This is a genomic window from Xenorhabdus santafensis (assembly GCF_033949405.1).
GTDB classification, from domain to species: domain Bacteria; phylum Pseudomonadota; class Gammaproteobacteria; order Enterobacterales; family Enterobacteriaceae; genus Xenorhabdus; species Xenorhabdus santafensis.
On the sequence record NZ_VCDN01000014.1, the window covers coordinates 101,879 to 118,581 of the forward strand.

Here is a 16,703-nt window from a genome sequence, read left to right on the forward strand (position 1 = left end):
CCGCTCCATTATCCGCTTAAATAAGAAAACAAAAATTGATGAAAAAACCAGTGGAGTTCCTCTTTTATGTCGAGCCCTCGTTTACAACAACAGTTCATTCGATTATGGCAACACTATCAAGGCCAAAAAACTGAAACCACCCTGCAATCTCTGGCTGATATCCTGCATTGTTCACGCCGCCATGTCCGTTCTCTGCTCAATAATATGCAGCATGTTGGTTGGTTACAGTGGGATGCTGAAGCCGGGCGGGGAAAGCGTTCTCAGTTGCACTTCCTGCGCAGCGGATTAGAACTCCAGCAACAACAGGCAGAAAAACTGTTTGAACAAGAGGACATAGAGCAGCTTGTCCATATGATGGGAGAGAAAGATACCGTGCGCCAAATGGTGTTATCCCAACTTGAGCGTAACTTTCGCCAAGGGAAAAACACACTGCGCATCATTTATTATCGACCATTTCTCAATTTACTGCCCAGCACTCCTCTTCGCCGCTCTGAAGTTCATCTTATCCGCCAAATATTTAATGGATTGCTTCGAGTAAATGAGGAAAAAGAGGAAATAGAAGGTGATCTTGCCCATCATTGGCAAAAAATAACGGATACTCACTGGCGTTTTTATCTTCGCCCCGCCATTCATTTTCATCACGGCCGGGAGCTGCAAATGACGGATATCATCAGCTCTCTGGAACATCTGAAAACTCTCCCACTTTTCTCCCATATTAAAGAAGTTACGTCCAATACCCCACATGTTGTAGACATTTTCCTTCATGAAGCTGATTCACGGTTTGATTTTTTGATGGGAAGTCCTCATGCCATGATTTTGCCGCAGGAGTGGAAGACGCTGCCCAATTTTTCTCGTTTTCCTATAGGAACGGGGCCTTATCAGGTCATTGCCAACGATGCGCAAAAACTCAAAATTAAGGCATTTGATCACTATTTTGGTTTCAGGGCGCTTCTTGATGAAGTGAATATCTGGATACATCCTGAATTGACGGAGAAATTGGTTTGTACCACGCTGCATTTGGAAAGTGACGGCAGCAGCAACAACTCATTGGACAGCAGAATGGAAGAAGGCTGTTATTTTCTGCTTAATGACCAACGCTCTCCCAAATGTGCACGGGAGGATGTCCGTAGCTGGCTGTGTAGTCTGCTTACTCCCATTAATTTATTGGCACACTGTGACCCCTTCTACCAACGCCATTGGTCACCAGCCTATGGATTATTATTGCGCTGGCATCACAGTAAATTAGTTCCAACTCACCCAAAACCGTCTGATATCACAACGCTGACGGTGGCTCTGTATCACCAACACCATGAATACCACACGATAAGCCAGATCCTGAAAATTATTCTGGCGGAATATGGTGTCGATTTAGTCATAAAAATTGTCGATTACGACACTTGGTTCAATGGCGATGCAGAAAGTGATATTTGGCTGGCAACGGCTAATTTTTACAAGCCGTTGGATTTTTCGTTGTTTGCCACTCTTTATGAGATGCCATTACTGAAAAAATGTTTGGGGAGCGACTTAACCAAGGAAGTTTCTCTATGGAGAAAAAACAATCTATCCGTCGAAACATGGTGCAAAAACATCATTGATCAGCATTTATTGCACCCATTATTTCATCATTGGCTGGAATTACAGGGCCAACGTAGCATGAAAGGAGTAAAAATGAACACCTTCGGATGGTTCGATTTCAAATCTGCTTGGTTCACCCCTTCGGAAGGTTAATTCACAGAAAAAGCTAAAGTTATAAACATTTATTGTCTGATAACAACCATTTTATTCACTTTTTCTGTGGATATGTATGTGAAAAAGTGAGGGGTAAAACGGGTATACTTTTATTATGTATTTTATGTTCACATATAACGAAAAACAAATAGTTATTATTTTTCATACCGTTAATACATTTTATACCCCTTTTTACAATACAGATCACTCCTCAAAATTTTTATCGCTGCTCATACTGAGCAAATATCGACCAGTGATGATTTTATCCACAGGATATGCCTTTTAGTTAAACAAAAATCGCCTATTTTTGTAGAAAACAAGATCCATTAGGGCTGTAAATCAAACCAGTGCTCTCACTTTTTATCACTTATCCCATAAATCTGTGGATAACATGGTGTAAGATCCTGTTTATTATCTCTGTAAATAGGTGAACAATCATAATAACTTTCATTCCAATGTAGGGAACATAAATGAAAAAATCTTTTATATCATGCTATTATCAAAGCAATCATGGTAATGATAAGTTAATAATGACTTTTAATTATTCTTGTGAGCATTTTTTAACCAGATGAAAATATACTCAACCACATGAACTTTACACCACCAGCATCACCTGAAAACGAACAACAATTACTCGAACGCGCCCACGCTTTGGCAGGCCTATCCATGGGAGAACTTGCCGCATTCGCTAACCTTCCTATCCCTCCCAATTTAAAACGTGACAAAGGCTGGGTAGGCATGCTGCTTGAGTACTATTTAGGCGCAAGCGCAGGAAGCAAACCTGAGCAAGATTTTGAGCATCTCGGCATTGAGTTGAAAACGATCCCTGTAGACAATCAAGGCACACCATTGGAAACAACTTTTGTTTGTGTCGCCCCTCTCACTGGCAATAGTGGTATTACATGGGAAAACTGTCATGTCAGACGCAAATTATCCCGCGTCTTGTGGATCCCCGTTGAAGGAGAAAGAAACATTCCACTTTCTGAGCGACGGATTGGTTCTCCGCTGCTTTGGAGCCCTAACGCCATTGAAGAAGAGTTACTGAGGCGTGATTGGGAAGAACTGATGGATCTTATTGTCTTGGGAAAAATAGAAAGCATCACAGCCCGTCATGGTGAAGTACTGCAAATACGCCCCAAAGCGGCCAACAGCAAAGCGCTGACAGAAGCTATTGGAGAATATGGTCAACCAATAATGACACTGCCCAGAGGGTTTTATTTGAAGAAAAATTTTACAGCCCCGTTACTGGCACGCCATTTCTTTTTGTAGATTAAAACGGTTACGCCTTACATTACTGTAGTTTAATATTTATAAGCTCACAAAAATTTATCATGAAAAATAATTCCATAATAATATGCCTAATTTAGCCCAAGCTAAAATTAAAATAGTGTAAACACACCATGATACATTTAATAATATGGATTAATGTTAAAATCCATATAGCATGCACTTTGCCTATAATGACTAATTCACTAACTTAGACAGCATACTTAAAATATTGCCACGATTTCTTGTTCCTTGAGAAGTTTGAAATTTTCGTGCATATTTATTACCACACAGTGCATCGCATAAACTTGCAACACCTTTCGCTGTAGGCTTGGCCTTGACAAACATTTTATCAAAAGATGATAATAATTCCATCACACCTCCCACAGCCAGGAGATTAAGTATTACCGTTGCCTGGCTTTTATTCACAGTTAGAGAATTCTGCCTTATATATTTGAATGATAACATCATTTCTTCTTCATCTAGATTTGTTATTTCGTAGACTACATGTGAATTATTCCACATGCGATTTAAATCTTCTCCGAATAAATTCATGACAGAATTATCATAACGATTATTTTGAGTGCCCCGACCATAATTTTTATATATATACAATAGCTTTGCTGCGCTAGTATCGACTTTCCCACCATATCCTGCTGGAATTTCAGGAAGTTGATAATCCACAATTCTTAGCTCTCTATTAGGAAGAGTTTCCTCAAATCTCCCATTTTCATTCATAATCCTACCAATATACATCCCAACGTTTCCTTTGGGATTGTGATCAGATGGATATTCAATAAATACGGTTGCGTTTATTTCACTATTATAGTTAATTTTTGCATATTTGCATGCCATGGTATTTACCTTTAGCATTTTAATAAATTAGCTTTCACTGCAAATTTACCAATGTTGATATATAGTTATAAACACTATACCAATCATTAAGCTCCGCACTGTTTAGTTATTTTGAATAACTAAATAAATAATAACGTACGTTTTTAAACGTATACTCAATGAACTTTAAAAAGCATATATTTTATTAATATATAATTGATTATTATGAGATAATAAATTTGGTGGCCTACCAAATGGCCACCTACTGTGATTTGCAGTTTATTGGAAATTCATTCTCTTGCCGTCTCGGTGGAAGCCGAATTACACAAGGCATAATCACTTTGTTTTGCTGTTAGTTTAAAATCAAACTTTGCATTACCCACCCTATCGATATCTATGTCCAGCTGAGATTCTGGAGAGACTTTTACTGAGGTAATATCCACAATTCCGGATAGTGGGTGGTAGTTAATGTACATGGTGCCAACCAACGGGTAACTGTGATTGTTTTGATTTCTGATATAAATGGCGCACGCCAGCTCATTGCTGCTGGCTGTTGATGAAATCTGGGCATATTCCATTTTATTGCCGATTTTCACCGAGGGAATATGAGCATTTCTGAGCCCCTCAGCATCCAGTATCATTAAATAAGTACCTGCTTTCGCATCAGTTGTATCTATCAGATTAAAATCAATGGAAAAATTAGGTTGTTGATAATTCGCTGTATCACTTGTCACGCTCACAATATTTCCTCTGTTTGTAAGATTACCACCAAATCATTTAAACCCCATCAGATATATTTTTCGCCTTTCAAAAACTTACTTTCTTCAATGATGTAATGTTAATCTTTATTATTCATAGCCATCATTAATAATTTAGATAACAGTAACATATAAAAACTTAATATTTTTACATGTTACAATTTATTCAAAAGATAATCACATAAAATCACATCATAAAAAATCACATTCTTTGCTACTTTGTACTACTGATATATTTTTTAACTTTTTTAAGTGCCATTTGCCTTTTAAGTGGTGATAAGTAATCAATAAAAAGAATGCCTTGCAAGTGATCAATTTCATGCTGCATCACAATCGATAAAAAATCTTCGCTTTCAATCGTTAACGGCTGACCATACCTATCCAAAGCATCTACTTTCACTTTTTCAAACCGTTCAACATCCGCGTAATATCCAGGTATCGATAAGCAACCTTCCTGATTCACGACACTACGTTCTTTTTCAACAATTTTCGGATTGACCAAGACCATGGGCTGATCACGATTTGGAGAAAGATCAATAACTAATACAGCTTCTTTCCGACCAACCTGTGGTGCTGCCAAACCTATACCATTATCAGTGTGATACATAGTTTCCAGCATGTCATCAATCAATGTTTGAGTTTTGTCAAAATCAGTGACATCAACACATTTTTGTCTCAGTCTTTCATCTGGAATTGTGAGTATGTCTAAAATTGCCATAATCAATACCCTCTTTTTAATATGGCCAATTATATGCCCTAGAGTATATATAAACTGCCATCTTAAAATTATCGTTTTGTGGTCAATACTGCAAATTGAAATCCATTCGGGAACATATAAAAACGCCAACCGGGAAAAAATCGGCTGGCGTACTTCTTGAGTATTTTTTGCTTATTGATTGTTTATTACGATATCGCTGCTTCAAATGGCCGCTTTTTCAAACGCCTGAGCCAAATCAGCAATCAAATCATCTACATTTTCAATACCGACAGAAATGCGGACTAATTGCGGCGTGATCCCAGCAGCCAAGCGTTTTTCCAGAGGAATGGACGCATGGGTCATGGTAAATGGTTGACCAACAAGGCTTTCAACACCGCCTAAACTTTCTGCCAAAGTGAATAATTGCAATTCTTGGATGAACCTGCGCGTGTAATCTTCATCGCCTTTCAGCGTGATGGAAATCATACCGCCAAAACCCTGCATCTGACGCTTTGCCAATTCATGCTGCGGGTGAGAAGCCAGGCCGGGATAATACACTTTCTCAATTTGCGGTTGCTGTTCCAGCCAATGGGCAATTTTCTCTGCGCTGGCAATATGGCGTTCCATTCGCAGTGCCAATGTCCGGATACCACGCAGTACCAGAAAGCTACTGAATGGATCTAAAATACCGCCAATGGAATTTTGCAGAAAAGCAACTTGTTCCGCCAATTCAGCATTGTTGCCCACAACGGCCAGACCAGCAACAACATCGGAATGGCCATTCAGGTACTTAGTTGCAGAGTGAACAACGATATCAAAGCCCAAATCAAGTGGGCGATGAATATAAGGTGAAGCAAATGTATTGTCCGCAACGCTAATGATATTGTTGCGCTGAGCAACCTGCGCAATAGCCGCTAAATCCGCCAATTTCAGCAGTGGGTTAGTCGGGGTTTCCACCCAAATCATTTTGGTGTCAGGCTGAATGGCGGCTTCCAAAGCTGCAATATCCCCGGCTTCAACATAAGTAACCCGCAGCCCCGCAGTGCGGCGGCGCACTTTTTCCAACAAACGGTAAGTGCCACCGTACAGATCATCCACCGCAATGATATGGCTGTCTTTATCCAATAACTCCAAAATGGTGGAACTGGCTGCCAGACCAGAACCAAACGCATAACCACGCGTTCCATTTTCCAACTCCGCAATGGCCTTTTCCAGCACATCACGTGTCGGATTCCCACTGCGGGAATATTCGTATCCGGTATGCTGCCCCGGTGCAGGTTGGGCATACGTGGATGTCGCATAGATTGCCGGCATGACAGCACCAGTATGATCAGGAACATAGCCTGCATGAACGCTCTTGGTGTCAAATTTAATATGATGCGTATTAGTTTTATCAAACTTAGTCATTAAGTTATTCCTGAAAGAGATCAATTGAGTTGTTGACGCCATGCGTTCAACACGTCGGTACGGGTAACAAGGCCAAGGAATTGATTGTTGTCATCAACAATCAGCGCCACATGACCAGCATCAAAGGTCGCAATCAACTGCGCTAATGGTGCTTTTTTATTAAGAGTCTGTATTTGGCTGGTCATTGCCTCAGTAACGGATAGAGAAAAATTACGGGAATTAGCCTGAATATTATGCATAAGATCCCATTCATCAATAATGCCGACGACTTGATCATTTTCGATCACGGGTAATTGTGAAATATCATACAAACGCATGCGGCCATACGCGATTTGCAGCGTATCTTGCGGAGCAACAAAAACCGTTGCACCATCACGATAACGGTAAGTGATGTAATCGCTTAAATTGTTTTCCTGTGGCTGAGAACACAGGCCTTGTTCCAGCAGCCAATAGTCATTAAACATTTTCGACAGATATTTGTTGCCGCTATCACAGGCAAATGTCACAACGCGTTTAGGCGTCGTTTGTGCCCGGCAATAACGTAATGCGGCGGCCAGCAGGGTTCCCGAAGAGGAGCCCGCCAATATGCCTTCTGTCAGCAATAAATTGCGGGCGTTGGAAAAAGCCTCCGCGTCTGTAATGCGGTAAGCATGGTGTACTTGAGAAAAATCTCCAAGGGGTGGAATAAAGTCTTCCCCAATACCTTCAACAAACCAGCTTCCCGCATCATCATAATGACCGTGTTCAACATAATCGGCGAGAATCGACCCCTTTGGATCAGCCAAGATAAATTCAGTCTCAGGCGAAACTTCCTTAAAGTATTGGCTAAGTCCGCCGAGCGTGCCACCAGACCCGACACCGACTACGATGGCATCCACGTTTTGTTCCATTTGCTGCCAAATCTCCGGGCCGGTGGTTGTCGCATGGGCAATGGAGTTCGCGGGATTGTTGAATTGATCAATATAATATGCGCCGCTGATTTCTTTCGATAAACGCAGTGCGTAATCTTGATAGTATTCTGGATGCCCTTTCCCGACATCGGAGCGCGTCAGGCGCACATCGGTTCCCAGAGCACGCAAATGATAAATTTTTTCCCTACTCATTTTATCTGGCACAACCAAAATCAATTTATAGCCTTTCATCGCAGCAACCAATGCCAGCCCGATGCCTGTATTGCCCGCCGTCGCTTCAATGATCGTTCCACCCGGCTTCAAGATTCCCTGTTTTTCTGCCTGCTCAATCATTGAAAGTGCAACACGATCTTTAATCGACCCGCCCGGATTTTGGTTCTCGAGCTTAATAAACAGCTGACAAGGCCCCGTGTCCAAATGTGTGAGTTCCAGTAACGGTGTATTTCCTATCAGTTCAAGAACCGAACGCGGTGCTGCCATATTAGCCTCTTGATTATCGGTAAGATTCACAAATAAAATTTTTAGATTAAAAAAGAATATAAAGAGAATATAGATTGAGAGAGGATAACGCTGTGCAGCAATCAATTTGAAAGAACAAATAAAAACTACATATAACAAAAGGTAATTAATTCGAAACTTGTCGTATTCAAAATTACCTTTTTGCTGGCTTCATTCACTTCCTTATTTTTGTGTTCCTGCGCCCGATCTTCTCATCTCGCCTGACAACCAAAATAAAACAAATAAGCTACAATAAAATTACATAATATGAATAATAAAATCAGAATAATAAAAAGAGGTTATTATGTATACATATCAAGAAGCTGCTGATTTTGCTGCGTTAATCCTGTATGCATCGGATATGAATAGCCAATATTACGACAACCCAACGCCGGTTCCTGATCCACGGATTGAAGAAGATGGATGGGAACTTGTCGGCTATATTTGGGGAAATGACCTGTCTGTTTCGACAGATCCGGATACGAATAAAAAAAAGCTATTCCAATTGCCTACCACGGTCTGCTATGGATATCTTGCAGAGATGAAAGGTGCTAGCGGAAAGTATGCGGTTGCTATCCGTGGGACAGATGCAAGCAATCTAATGGAGATTTTGCGTGATATCGATACCCAGTTAATCTCACCGTGGCACAATGCGCTGGAACAACAAGTGCATGAAGGCTTTTTCCGCATATATAACTCATTGAGGTTCCAGCCTCGGGAGCTTATGCCTTACCGTAATGGCAGTTCCAATAATTATAATCAGTTAGATTTGGCTGATGGGCTCGCCGATTTCATTAAATTGAGAGGTGGCTCTAACATAACAATAATGGGACACAGCCTTGGCTCTGCGCTGGCATCTTACCTTATGTACAATATTGCACCGCTGATCCCGCATCACTACGCGTGTTTATTTGCCTGCCCACGCCCAGGAAATCAGGCATTTTCTCTCAGCATTCAGGAAAATTTTTGCCACGGTGCAGTCAATTACGAGGTATTCAATTACATTGATGATCTGATTCCGCACCTTCCTCTGGAAATCAGCGGCTACTCTTCATTGCAGAACATTACCAATATCAATACGCCGAATGGCGTGAATATTACCTCTGGGCTGACATGCAATCATATCTTAATGAGTTACATCGCTAGGTTACATTTAGACAAATATAAAAAAATTATGTCCAGCAAAAATACCAAGATAAAGGATCCTTGCGTGCACCTTTAACCACACCACTTGATTTTTTTGCCGACCGCTGTAATACCTATTCATGCTGGGAAACGTTATACATTTACAAACAGGAGAATCCTAATGAAAAGACGTGGTTATTTATCACGTGGCAATGCATTACGTCATTGCGTGTATAGTGCAATATTGCTGGCAAGCAGCTTATTTACACCTGCTTTGTGGGCAAAAGGAGAAGCACATTTGTTGTTCCACATGGGACTCGGGGCCAATGGCCAATTTTTCGTGGGTGGCACACTGCAAAATAAAGGTGATCAACCTGTGGCTGGAGGATATATCGCTGTTTTGCCTCTGAATGGTACATGTGAACCGAGTAAATTGGTCGTGCATCCATTTGACTCACTGGCGGCAGGGGAGAAAAAAGAGTTTCGCATTCCGGTCGATGGCCCGCTCAGCGGTTATCGCTTAATTGGAATGGGCGCTTATGATGATATGGGCTTCCCTCTTTCTACCACGGATGAAACCGCTAAGATCATCAAAAAGCGTGAGCCGGATGAACGCAAAGCGTGCCAAAACGCACGAAAAGCGACTCCCACCAGCAAAACCGAAGCCAAAAAATAATAATACTGACGTTGCCTGGCTCATCTCAGGATGGTTTATGAAAAATAAACCATCCAGTTTGCGAGCGACTCTTTGCTGAAATTAAACATTCATTTGCAGATTATTGAGTTGTATTTATCCGCATTAAAGCAAAACCGTCCCACCCTTTTTCACCTACAGTCTGTATGGCCGTCACAGTAATTTCAGGGCGATTAAGCATAGAGTCCAACGCCTGACGCACCCCGTCAGTAGGCAGGTCGCGCTGCTCATGCACAATAGCACCTTCACGGATCACATTATCCATGATGATGATGCTTCCCGGACGTCCCAGCTTGATGGACCAATCCAGATAGAGCAAGCTGCTTTGCTTATCCGCATCAATAAAAATCAAATCAAAAGGTTCTTCTTTAACCAGTGTTGGCAACGTTTCTCTCGCATCGCCTACGATAATTTTGATCTTGTGGCCAAGTTGTGCTCTTTCAATATTATGCTGGGCTACCTTGGCCGTATCGGGATTTTTTTCCAAAGTGATTAACGCGCCATCGTCAGGCAATGCCATTGCCATACATTGAGAGCTGTACCCGCCCAATGTACCGAATTCCAGAATGCGTTTTGCTCCGCTAATTTGAACCATCATTTGCAGAAACTTCCCTTGCAATGGGGAAACATCGATGGCAGGCAATCCCTGACTTCTGCTGTATTCAAGGGTGTTATCAAGATCAAGGGATGGATGTAGCAGTGCTTTCTTTAGATAATCATCAACATTTGTCCATTGTTGCTGCAATGCTGTTTGCTGTAGCTCTGTATTCACAACATACTCCTTTCATTATTTTTAATTTCAGGTATTACATTGATCAGGTGTTACATTGAAAAGACAAAATTTAAAAAAGAGGAGGGGAGATAAGACTCATTCCATTGACTGCGCGGCAATAATAAATTGACGCACTCAGGCCTGTTTTAGCTTCATATTGAAGCTCAATCGCCTTTTTCACACTTTCCACTAAGTCAGGGGCAAACAATGCGACAACGCAACCACCAAAACCACCGCCTGTCATCCGCACCCCGCCATACTCACCAATCACATTTTTTACAATCGTCACCAATACATTAATTTCACCAACAGTAATGTCAAAATCATCCCTCATAGAAATATGTGATTCAGCCATAAGTTGCCCCAGACGTGGTAAGTCCCCAGCCCTTAAAGCATCTGCTGCTGCCAGAGTACGTAAATTTTCTGTAATCACATGACGGGCACGTTTAGCGAGTAATGGGTTAAGCAGCGCTTGTCTGGCATTGAAATCTTCAAGAGATACATCACGTAATGCCTTTACACCGAAAAAACGCGCAGCATCTTCACATTGCTGCCGACGGATATTGTATTCGCTACCTACCAACCCTCTCCGCTTATTCGAATTGATGATCATCAACACCATTTCATCCGGCATGGTTACCGTTTGAGTTTCCAATGTGCGGCAGTCAATCAGCAAAGCATGACGCTCTATTCCACAAGCCGAGATTAGTTGATCCATGATGCCGGATTTGCAGCCGACAAACTGGTTTTCCGCCTGTTGCCCATTTAATGCGATTATTTCGGGGCTGATATCAAGCTGATAAAGCGATTTGATGGTTTGCGCAATCACGACTTCCAGCGATGCAGAAGAACTCAGGCCCGCACCTTGCGGAATATTGCCACTGACTGCGATATCCGCGCCACCAAATACATAACCACGTTCCGCCAGAAACTTCACCACGCCCCGGATATAATTTGCCCACATTTTCTTTTGTTGAAAAAGTATTGGCTCAGCCAGATCAAACTCATCGCGCTCGTGATGGTAATCAACCGCAATAACCCGAATTTTGGTATCGTCGCGCTTGGCCGCGGCAACGACGGTGTGATAATTGATAGCACAGGGCAAAACGAAACCTTCGTTATAATCTGTGTGTTCGCCAATCAAATTTACTCGTCCCGGAGCCTGAAAAAGATGCGTCGGTGAATAAAGAAATTCTGCATTAAATGATTCAGTGACTTTCTGGATTAAACGATTCATTACTGTGCCTTCCTCTCTCTACACACTTTTTTATATGAATACACCTTTATCCTGCATCACGCATTTTAAAATGAATATCACTGACTTCACGCAACCGCTCGGCAGCTTGTTCTGGCGTCAAATCACGTTGCGCCTCTGCCAGCATTTCATAACCCACCATAAACTTGCGCACCGTGGCTGAACGCAATAGCGGCGGATAGAACAGCGCGTGTAATTGCCAATGATCAATATTACATTCTTGGTTTGCGAAAGGGGCAAAATGCCAGCCCATTGAATAAGGAAATGCACACTGGAAAAGATTATCGTATCGGCTGGTCAATTTTTGCAGAGCGACGGCCAGATCATCACGCTGCGCTGCCGTCAGTTCACTCATTCGACGAATATGCGCCTTTGGCAGTAACATCGTTTCAAACGGCCACATTGCCCAATAAGGGACAACAGCCAACCAATGTTCTGTTTCCACAACCGTTCGTGAGCCATCTTTCCGCTCAGCCCCAACATAATCCAGCAATAAATTCGTGCCGTGCTGGCGATAATATTGCCGCAATAATTCATCTTTACGGAGTAATTCATCAGGCAGGAAGTCACTGGCCCAAATCTGCCCGTGAGGATGAGGCTGCGAGCATCCCATTAATTCCCCCTTATTCTCAAAAACCTGTACCCAAATATAACGCTGGCCCAGTTCTTCAATCTGCGCATTCCATTCATCAATAACCCGACGGATCTGCACCAACGGTAGCTCTGGCAAGGTCTTACTGTGATCGGGAGAAAAACAGAGCACCCGGCAAACTCCACTTACTGGTTCAATTTTAAATAACGGATTATCTGCCGGAAGTAGCTCAAAACGCTCAGGCAACAAAGCTGAATAATCATTCTGGAACACATAGACATCTGGATAGTTTGGATTGATATCACCGGAAGCGCGGGGATTTCCCGGGCACAAAAAACAGTGTTCATCGTAACTTTCCAACGAATTGTGGAGCGGTTTTTCATCAATTCCGCTCCACGGACGTTTGGTTCGATGTGGTGACACAATAACCCATTTACCCGTCAAAGGGTTATACCGTCGATGTGGGTAATCAACTGAATTGAAATGCATCTTTGGCATCATGGAAGCCTCTCTATTTGCACCACACCCCACAGACGATTAAAAAGTCTCTATTTCAACTTACTACTTCAACTTATAGCCATTCGGGTTCTGGGACTGCCAACGCCACGCATCTGCGGTCATTTCAACAACGGTGCGATGAGCCTTCCAACCCAGTTCACGTTCGGCTTTCTCCGGACTTGACCAACATTCAGCAATATCTCCCGGACGGCGGGGACATATTTCATACGGAACAGGTTTGCCACAAGCCTGACCGAAGGCTTCCACCATTTCCAACACGCTGGTGCCCTTTCCTGTACCCAAATTGTAGATATGCAAGCCCGATTTCTTGCCGACTGCATTCAATGCTGCGATATGCCCATCAGCCAAATCCATGACATGGATATAATCGCGAACCCCTGTACCATCGGATGTCGGGTAATCATTGCCATAGACAGACAGTTTTTCCCGACGACCTACCGCGACTTGAGCAATATAAGGCATCAAATTATTGGGAATGCCTTGTGGGTCTTCGCCCATTGTTCCTGAAGGATGCGCACCAACCGGATTAAAATAGCGCAACAGCACGACAGACCAATCACTTTCTGCATGATAAAGATCAGACAGGCAACGTTCGACCATATATTTACTGGTGCCGTAAGGATTGGTGGTATTGCCGACTGTGGAGTTTTCCGTAATGGGGACGACATCAGGATCGCCATATACCGTTGCAGATGAACTGAAAATAATACTTTTTACACCCGCTTTATGCATGCTGCGCACCAGCACCAGCGTTCCGTTGACATTGTTATCATAATATTCGATAGGCTTGTCAACCGATTCGCCAACCGCTTTCAAACCAGCAAAATGGATCACTGACTGAATGTTATGGCGGGAAAAAATGGCATCAAGGAATGATTCATCACGAATATCCCCTTCATAAAATAGTGGCTTAGCCCCTGTTAACGCTTCAATGCGAGCCAGCACTTCACGATTGGCATTGCACAGATTATCAATGATGATTGGCGTAATGCCTGCTTCCATCATTTGAACACAGGTATGGCTGCCGATATACCCCATTCCGCCTGTCACTAATATTTCCACATTAAGCCCTTTTTAAAAATGATAGCAACAAGAGTATAAAAAGAGTCTGCACATTAGTGAACCGAAATTAAAGTGTGGCAGAATGTGGGTAATCATTTTTAGCAATCTGTTATCCGGCAATCGAAACTGAGATGAAAAAAATTACCTTTACCTCTGTTCAAACTTCTTCTGCAAATGATCCTTTTTTCACAGATCTACAAACAGGCTCACTGCCTGAATATCCTGACGTTCAGGTCATGCTGGCTTATTTTTCTCAGACTTTCTATCGAGATACATTATTTGATGAACATGGCATTGCGTTTCCAGTCAACTTACAGAACGCCGTCAACAAACGGCGTTCTGAATATCTGGCTGCTCGCTACTGTACACAACAAGTATTGAATCACCTGAATTATCCGCATTTTCAGGTAGCCAATGCCAAGGATCGCTCTCCCATCTGGCCTGACAATATTTGCGGTTCTATTTCACATTCAACCAATTGTGCCATTGCCTTTGCCGCTTCTTGTGAGCATTACCGGATTATCGGTATCGATATTGAGCAGGAAATCAAAACCGATACGATCGAAAATGTTTCCGCCAGCATTATTAATGATACCGAAAAAGCGTTATTGGCAGCATGTTCATTGCCTTTTGGGCAGGCCTTCACGCTTGCCTTTTCCATTAAGGAAAGTCTGTTTAAAGCGCTTTATCCCCATGTAAAATGCTTTTTTGATTTTCACGCGGCTGAAATTACTTCTATTGATTGCAGCTCCCACACTGTAAGCATCAAATTGCTGAAAACACTATCCGAGCAGTATCAGGTTGGCTCTCTGCTTCACGGAACGTTTGTATTCATGCCGCAACAGCAGGTATTGACGTATATTGTGGAGTAAACTGTTCAGCAAAATCACCATTGAATAACTGGCTGATTTTGCTGTGAATACAGTTAATCTATCCATACTTCTAATGTTGCTTTCGCTGAATAATTTCCGGGGATTACATCATCCGATGTTTTTATTAACTTACTACTTAAGGTTAAAATCTCGCCCCCTGAACCCACATTTATTCTGACTTCATTGCCCTTGCCTTTCGACATTGGTTCATTCCCTTCTAAAACTAACGAACTCTCAACACTTCGTATATTTGTCGGAATCGTTAACTTTATTTTACCATCGTCTAACTTTCCAAAATTATTTTTATTTTTATTATCATATAGGTAAAAATTAACTGGCACAGGACTATCACATTGAATATACAAGGGGAGTTTCTTAATTTTTCCAGAAAAATTCGTCGTTGTTAAATCTTCATGTTTTAAAACTACTTCATTAGGTAGTTTTGAAGTACATGAATTAGTGATGTTGATGATGTAATTTAGGTTTAAATTTGCACCATAGTTTATATTCAGCCCATAACTTTCCACATAGAATTGTTTGGAGCGTTCTCCATAGACGCCAAACTTCCCTATATTTACACTTCCATTATAGCTTCCATGTGGAATATCTTCATTTAATTTATAGTATAATACCATTTCAGTTTTAATTTTATTATCAAATGAATAAATTTTATTATTTTCCAAACGCTTAAACTCATACCTATCATTCTCACTCCAAATTGAAATAAAACCATTTAGTTTATCATAAATAAAATAATTATAAGTATGCGTCAACATCTCCTTATATTCATCACTAAACTCCAAATCAGCATTAAACATAGAACCATTTATTGAAAAATTTATTTTATTAAGCAAGTTCAAATAGGTTAAATTATTTGTATAAGAACTGTTAGCATAAGCATTTTCATTAACTATACCAACAGTACCAGTTACCTTAGTAGGGAGTTTAACTTTTAATTCTAACAATCCATTTCTAGACATCACTCCTGTATAACTAGCATTAGCATTAGAATTAGTATTACCTGACTCAAGATAATAAACCCAATCTCCTTCCTGACAATAAACATATTCACAGCCAATAATGAAAAAACAAAAAACAAATATAAAATTAAATTTACTCACAATCCCCCCTAGAAAGACACCTTTACCACAAAGTAAAATTGATATCGAATTGTGTTTAATCACATTTAATCATTCATATTTTAAAACTATATTAGCTGACGAATTAAATACTCCCGTTTTCAATGTATTAGACCCCCTGTTAAATAATCTGGTTGTTAGCGTTACTGTACCTTTTGGTTTATCTTCTTTGATATTAATATTATTAATATCAATCCAAGCATTCAAAGAAATAGGCTGACCATCTTTCATAAACCCAATAGCCAAACCATCCATTGAAGTTTTAAACAAATTCTTATAATCCATGCTGTTTTTATAATAAGGTTCTGCATTGATTTTTATTTTCAATAATTTATTTTCCGGTAAAGGGCTATCGCAATCGACTTGCAATTGAATATCTTTTTCTGCTGAATCAATTTCTGAAATTTTCACCGCTCCAAATGAAACAGTGATTGACTTCTTTCCATCAGTCCCCGTTACTGTACACGCTGGTGCCCGTAAGGTTCCTTGTATCGTAATATGAATATCTTTGGCATCCCCCCATCGGCTCCAGAACACAAGAAAAAATAAAGTAATGTATATATAACGGTTCATA

16 protein-coding genes are annotated in these 16,703 nt (G+C 41.2%); 5 read left to right on the forward strand and 11 right to left on the reverse strand.

Translation table 11 applies throughout. The features are described 5' to 3' along the window. The first annotated feature begins 66 nt into the window (after positions 1 to 66). Complete coding sequence (gene sgrR, locus FE392_RS04610; RefSeq protein ID WP_319929056.1) at positions 67 to 1,728, forward strand: HTH-type transcriptional regulator SgrR; 1,662 nt, start codon at positions 67 to 69, stop codon at positions 1,726 to 1,728. Positions 1,729 to 2,316: 588 nt separating this feature from the next. Continuing rightward, entirely contained in the window at positions 2,317 to 2,997 is a 681-nt protein-coding gene (mutH, locus tag FE392_RS04615) for a DNA mismatch repair endonuclease MutH (protein WP_319929057.1), read from the forward strand. Positions 2,998 to 3,192: 195 nt separating this feature from the next. Here the strand turns inward: mutH and FE392_RS04620 are convergent, their stop codons facing one another. The 5 genes from FE392_RS04620 to FE392_RS04640 all read right to left on the reverse strand — a co-directional run bounded on the left by FE392_RS04620 (position 3,193) and on the right by FE392_RS04640 (position 8,081). Then, positions 3,193 to 3,849, reverse strand: a complete 657-nt coding sequence (locus FE392_RS04620; RefSeq protein ID WP_319929058.1) for a hypothetical protein — start codon at positions 3,847 to 3,849, stop codon at positions 3,193 to 3,195. 269 nt (positions 3,850 to 4,118) lie between these two features. Further along, the gene (locus FE392_RS04625; RefSeq protein ID WP_319929059.1) at positions 4,119 to 4,568 is read right to left on the reverse strand and encodes a hypothetical protein; all 450 of its coding nucleotides are present in this window, start codon (positions 4,566 to 4,568) and stop codon (positions 4,119 to 4,121) included. Positions 4,569 to 4,800: 232 nt separating this feature from the next. Continuing rightward, a complete protein-coding gene (gene def, locus FE392_RS04630; protein ID WP_319929060.1) occupies positions 4,801 to 5,304 on the reverse strand; it encodes a peptide deformylase in 504 nt (167 codons plus the stop codon). 201 nt (positions 5,305 to 5,505) lie between these two features. Next, on the reverse strand, positions 5,506 to 6,690 hold the full coding sequence (locus FE392_RS04635) for a trans-sulfuration enzyme family protein (RefSeq protein WP_319929061.1): 1,185 nt from the start codon (positions 6,688 to 6,690) through the stop codon (positions 5,506 to 5,508). A 20-nt stretch (positions 6,691 to 6,710) separates the two neighbouring features. Beyond that, the gene (locus FE392_RS04640; protein WP_319929062.1) at positions 6,711 to 8,081 is read right to left on the reverse strand and encodes a pyridoxal-phosphate dependent enzyme; all 1,371 of its coding nucleotides are present in this window, start codon (positions 8,079 to 8,081) and stop codon (positions 6,711 to 6,713) included. Positions 8,082 to 8,403: 322 nt separating this feature from the next. Between FE392_RS04640 and FE392_RS04645 the strand changes: the two genes are divergently transcribed. Together FE392_RS04645 and FE392_RS04650 are read left to right on the forward strand one after the other, a co-directional pair. Beyond that, complete coding sequence (locus FE392_RS04645) at positions 8,404 to 9,321, forward strand: lipase family protein (RefSeq protein ID WP_319929063.1); 918 nt, start codon at positions 8,404 to 8,406, stop codon at positions 9,319 to 9,321. Between the two features lie 84 nt (positions 9,322 to 9,405). After that, positions 9,406 to 9,900, forward strand: coding sequence for a membrane-associated Zn-dependent protease 1 (locus FE392_RS04650; RefSeq protein WP_319929064.1), 495 nt, complete (start codon positions 9,406 to 9,408; stop codon positions 9,898 to 9,900). 100 nt (positions 9,901 to 10,000) lie between these two features. Here the strand turns inward: FE392_RS04650 and FE392_RS04655 are convergent, their stop codons facing one another. From FE392_RS04655 to galE, 4 genes are all read right to left on the reverse strand, one after another. Next, on the reverse strand, positions 10,001 to 10,690 hold the full coding sequence (locus tag FE392_RS04655) for an O-methyltransferase (RefSeq protein WP_319929065.1): 690 nt from the start codon (positions 10,688 to 10,690) through the stop codon (positions 10,001 to 10,003). 70 nt (positions 10,691 to 10,760) lie between these two features. Further along, positions 10,761 to 11,927 (reverse strand): galactokinase, encoded by a 1,167-nt coding sequence (galK, locus tag FE392_RS04660; RefSeq protein WP_319929066.1) that lies wholly within the window; start codon positions 11,925 to 11,927, stop codon positions 10,761 to 10,763. A 46-nt stretch (positions 11,928 to 11,973) separates the two neighbouring features. Continuing rightward, complete coding sequence (locus FE392_RS04665) at positions 11,974 to 13,035, reverse strand: UDP-glucose--hexose-1-phosphate uridylyltransferase (protein WP_319929120.1); 1,062 nt, start codon at positions 13,033 to 13,035, stop codon at positions 11,974 to 11,976. Between the two features lie 63 nt (positions 13,036 to 13,098). Next, positions 13,099 to 14,118 (reverse strand): UDP-glucose 4-epimerase GalE, encoded by a 1,020-nt coding sequence (galE, locus tag FE392_RS04670; protein ID WP_319929067.1) that lies wholly within the window; start codon positions 14,116 to 14,118, stop codon positions 13,099 to 13,101. Between the two features lie 131 nt (positions 14,119 to 14,249). Between galE and FE392_RS04675 the strand changes: the two genes are divergently transcribed. Then, the gene (locus FE392_RS04675) at positions 14,250 to 14,990 is read left to right on the forward strand and encodes a 4'-phosphopantetheinyl transferase family protein (protein ID WP_319929068.1); all 741 of its coding nucleotides are present in this window, start codon (positions 14,250 to 14,252) and stop codon (positions 14,988 to 14,990) included. Positions 14,991 to 15,043: 53 nt separating this feature from the next. Here the strand turns inward: FE392_RS04675 and FE392_RS04680 are convergent, their stop codons facing one another. Together FE392_RS04680 and FE392_RS04685 are read right to left on the reverse strand one after the other, a co-directional pair. After that, on the reverse strand, positions 15,044 to 16,111 hold the full coding sequence (locus FE392_RS04680; protein WP_319929069.1) for an MrpH family fimbial adhesin: 1,068 nt from the start codon (positions 16,109 to 16,111) through the stop codon (positions 15,044 to 15,046). Positions 16,112 to 16,180: 69 nt separating this feature from the next. Then, positions 16,181 to 16,702, reverse strand: coding sequence for a fimbrial protein (locus tag FE392_RS04685; protein WP_319929070.1), 522 nt, complete (start codon positions 16,700 to 16,702; stop codon positions 16,181 to 16,183). Position 16,703: the final 1 nt, after the last annotated feature.

Coding starts and splice junctions, on each gene's coding strand:
- FE392_RS04620 (WP_319929058.1), bottom strand. CDS start 3,849: ATGGCATGCAAATATGCAAAAATTAACTATAATAGTGAAATAAACGCA.
- sgrR (WP_319929056.1), top strand. CDS start 67: ATGTCGAGCCCTCGTTTACAACAACAGTTCATTCGATTATGGCAACAC.
- FE392_RS04675 (WP_319929068.1), top strand. CDS start 14,250: ATGAAAAAAATTACCTTTACCTCTGTTCAAACTTCTTCTGCAAATGAT.
- FE392_RS04685 (WP_319929070.1), bottom strand. CDS start 16,702: ATGAACCGTTATATATACATTACTTTATTTTTTCTTGTGTTCTGGAGC.
- galK (WP_319929066.1), bottom strand. CDS start 11,927: ATGAATCGTTTAATCCAGAAAGTCACTGAATCATTTAATGCAGAATTT.
- mutH (WP_319929057.1), top strand. CDS start 2,317: ATGAACTTTACACCACCAGCATCACCTGAAAACGAACAACAATTACTC.
- FE392_RS04650 (WP_319929064.1), top strand. CDS start 9,406: ATGAAAAGACGTGGTTATTTATCACGTGGCAATGCATTACGTCATTGC.
- FE392_RS04645 (WP_319929063.1), top strand. CDS start 8,404: ATGTATACATATCAAGAAGCTGCTGATTTTGCTGCGTTAATCCTGTAT.
- FE392_RS04640 (WP_319929062.1), bottom strand. CDS start 8,081: ATGGCAGCACCGCGTTCGGTTCTTGAACTGATAGGAAATACACCGTTA.
- def (WP_319929060.1), bottom strand. CDS start 5,304: ATGGCAATTTTAGACATACTCACAATTCCAGATGAAAGACTGAGACAA.
- FE392_RS04635 (WP_319929061.1), bottom strand. CDS start 6,690: ATGACTAAGTTTGATAAAACTAATACGCATCATATTAAATTTGACACC.
- FE392_RS04665 (WP_319929120.1), bottom strand. CDS start 13,035: ATGCCAAAGATGCATTTCAATTCAGTTGATTACCCACATCGACGGTAT.